This is a genomic window from uncultured Psychrobacter sp., from assembly GCF_947500265.1.
Lineage (GTDB): Bacteria > Pseudomonadota > Gammaproteobacteria > Pseudomonadales > Moraxellaceae > Psychrobacter.
Genome location: NZ_CANMRN010000019.1, coordinates 1 through 1,283, shown reverse-complemented (window position 1 = coordinate 1,283; position 1,283 = coordinate 1). Strand labels below are relative to the sequence as shown.

At 46.4% G+C, this 1,283-nt stretch carries 1 protein-coding gene; it reads left to right on the top strand.

Features of this window, described 5'->3' with window-relative positions; all coding sequences use genetic code 11:
* Nucleotides 1–21 precede the first annotated feature (21 nt).
* Complete coding sequence (gene tuf, locus Q0788_RS13865) at nucleotides 22–1,212, top strand: elongation factor Tu (protein WP_057758488.1); 1,191 nt, start codon at nucleotides 22–24, stop codon at nucleotides 1,210–1,212.
* Nucleotides 1,213–1,283: the final 71 nt, after the last annotated feature.

The following is a 1,283-nucleotide window of genomic DNA, read 5'->3' as shown; positions in this document are numbered from 1 at the left end:
CCAAAAAAAGAGGAAATACCCATGGCAAAGGCCAAGTTTGAACGTAACAAGCCACACGTCAACGTCGGTACAATCGGACACGTTGACCATGGTAAAACAACCCTTACCGCTGCAATCGCAACCGTAGCTGCAATCACCTCTGGTGGCGAAGCCAAAGACTACGCGTCTATTGACTCAGCACCAGAAGAAAAAGCACGTGGTATCACAATCAACACCTCACACGTAGAATATGACACAGACAGCCGTCACTACGCACACGTAGATTGCCCAGGTCACGCCGATTATGTTAAAAACATGATCACTGGTGCGGCACAGATGGACGGCGCAATCCTAGTAGTATCTGCAACTGACGGCCCAATGCCACAGACTCGTGAGCACATCTTGCTTTCACGTCAGGTTGGCGTACCATACATCATCGTATTCATGAACAAATGTGACATGGTTGATGACGAAGAATTGTTAGAGCTAGTAGAAATGGAAGTTCGTGAATTATTGAACGACTATGACTTCCCAGGCGATGACACTCCTATCGTTAAAGGTTCTGCTACTGAAGCCCTAAAAGGCTCAGAAGAAAAATACGGCCAACCAGCTGTTGTAGAACTACTAAACGTACTAGACACTTACATCCCAGAGCCAGAGCGTGACATCGACAAAGCATTCCTAATGCCAATCGAAGACGTATTCTCAATCTCAGGTCGTGGTACTGTAGTAACAGGCCGTGTTGAATCTGGTATCGTTAAAGTTGGTGACGAGATCGAAATCGTTGGTATCCGTGACACTCAAAAAACCACCTGTACTGGTGTAGAGATGTTCCGTAAACTGCTTGACGAAGGTCGTGCAGGCGAAAACTGTGGCGTACTACTACGTGGTACTAAGCGTGAAGACGTACAACGTGGCCAAGTACTTGCTAAGCCAGGTTCAATCACTCCTCACACCAAGTTTGACGCTGAAGTATATGTATTGTCAAAAGAAGAGGGTGGTCGTCACACACCATTCCTAAACGGCTATCGTCCACAGTTCTACTTCCGTACTACTGACGTAACTGGTGCAATCCAATTACAAGACGGTACTGAAATGGTAATGCCTGGTGATAACGTTGAGATGGGCGTAGAGCTTATCCACCCAATCGCTATGGACAAAGGTCTTCGCTTCGCTATTCGTGAAGGCGGCCGTACTGTAGGCGCTGGTGTTGTTGCTAACGTATTGAACTAATCCTTAAGTCTCAGCAATGAGCTTATGAGTTAGTCATAAAAAAGGCCATCCTATTTAGGGTGGCTTTTTTT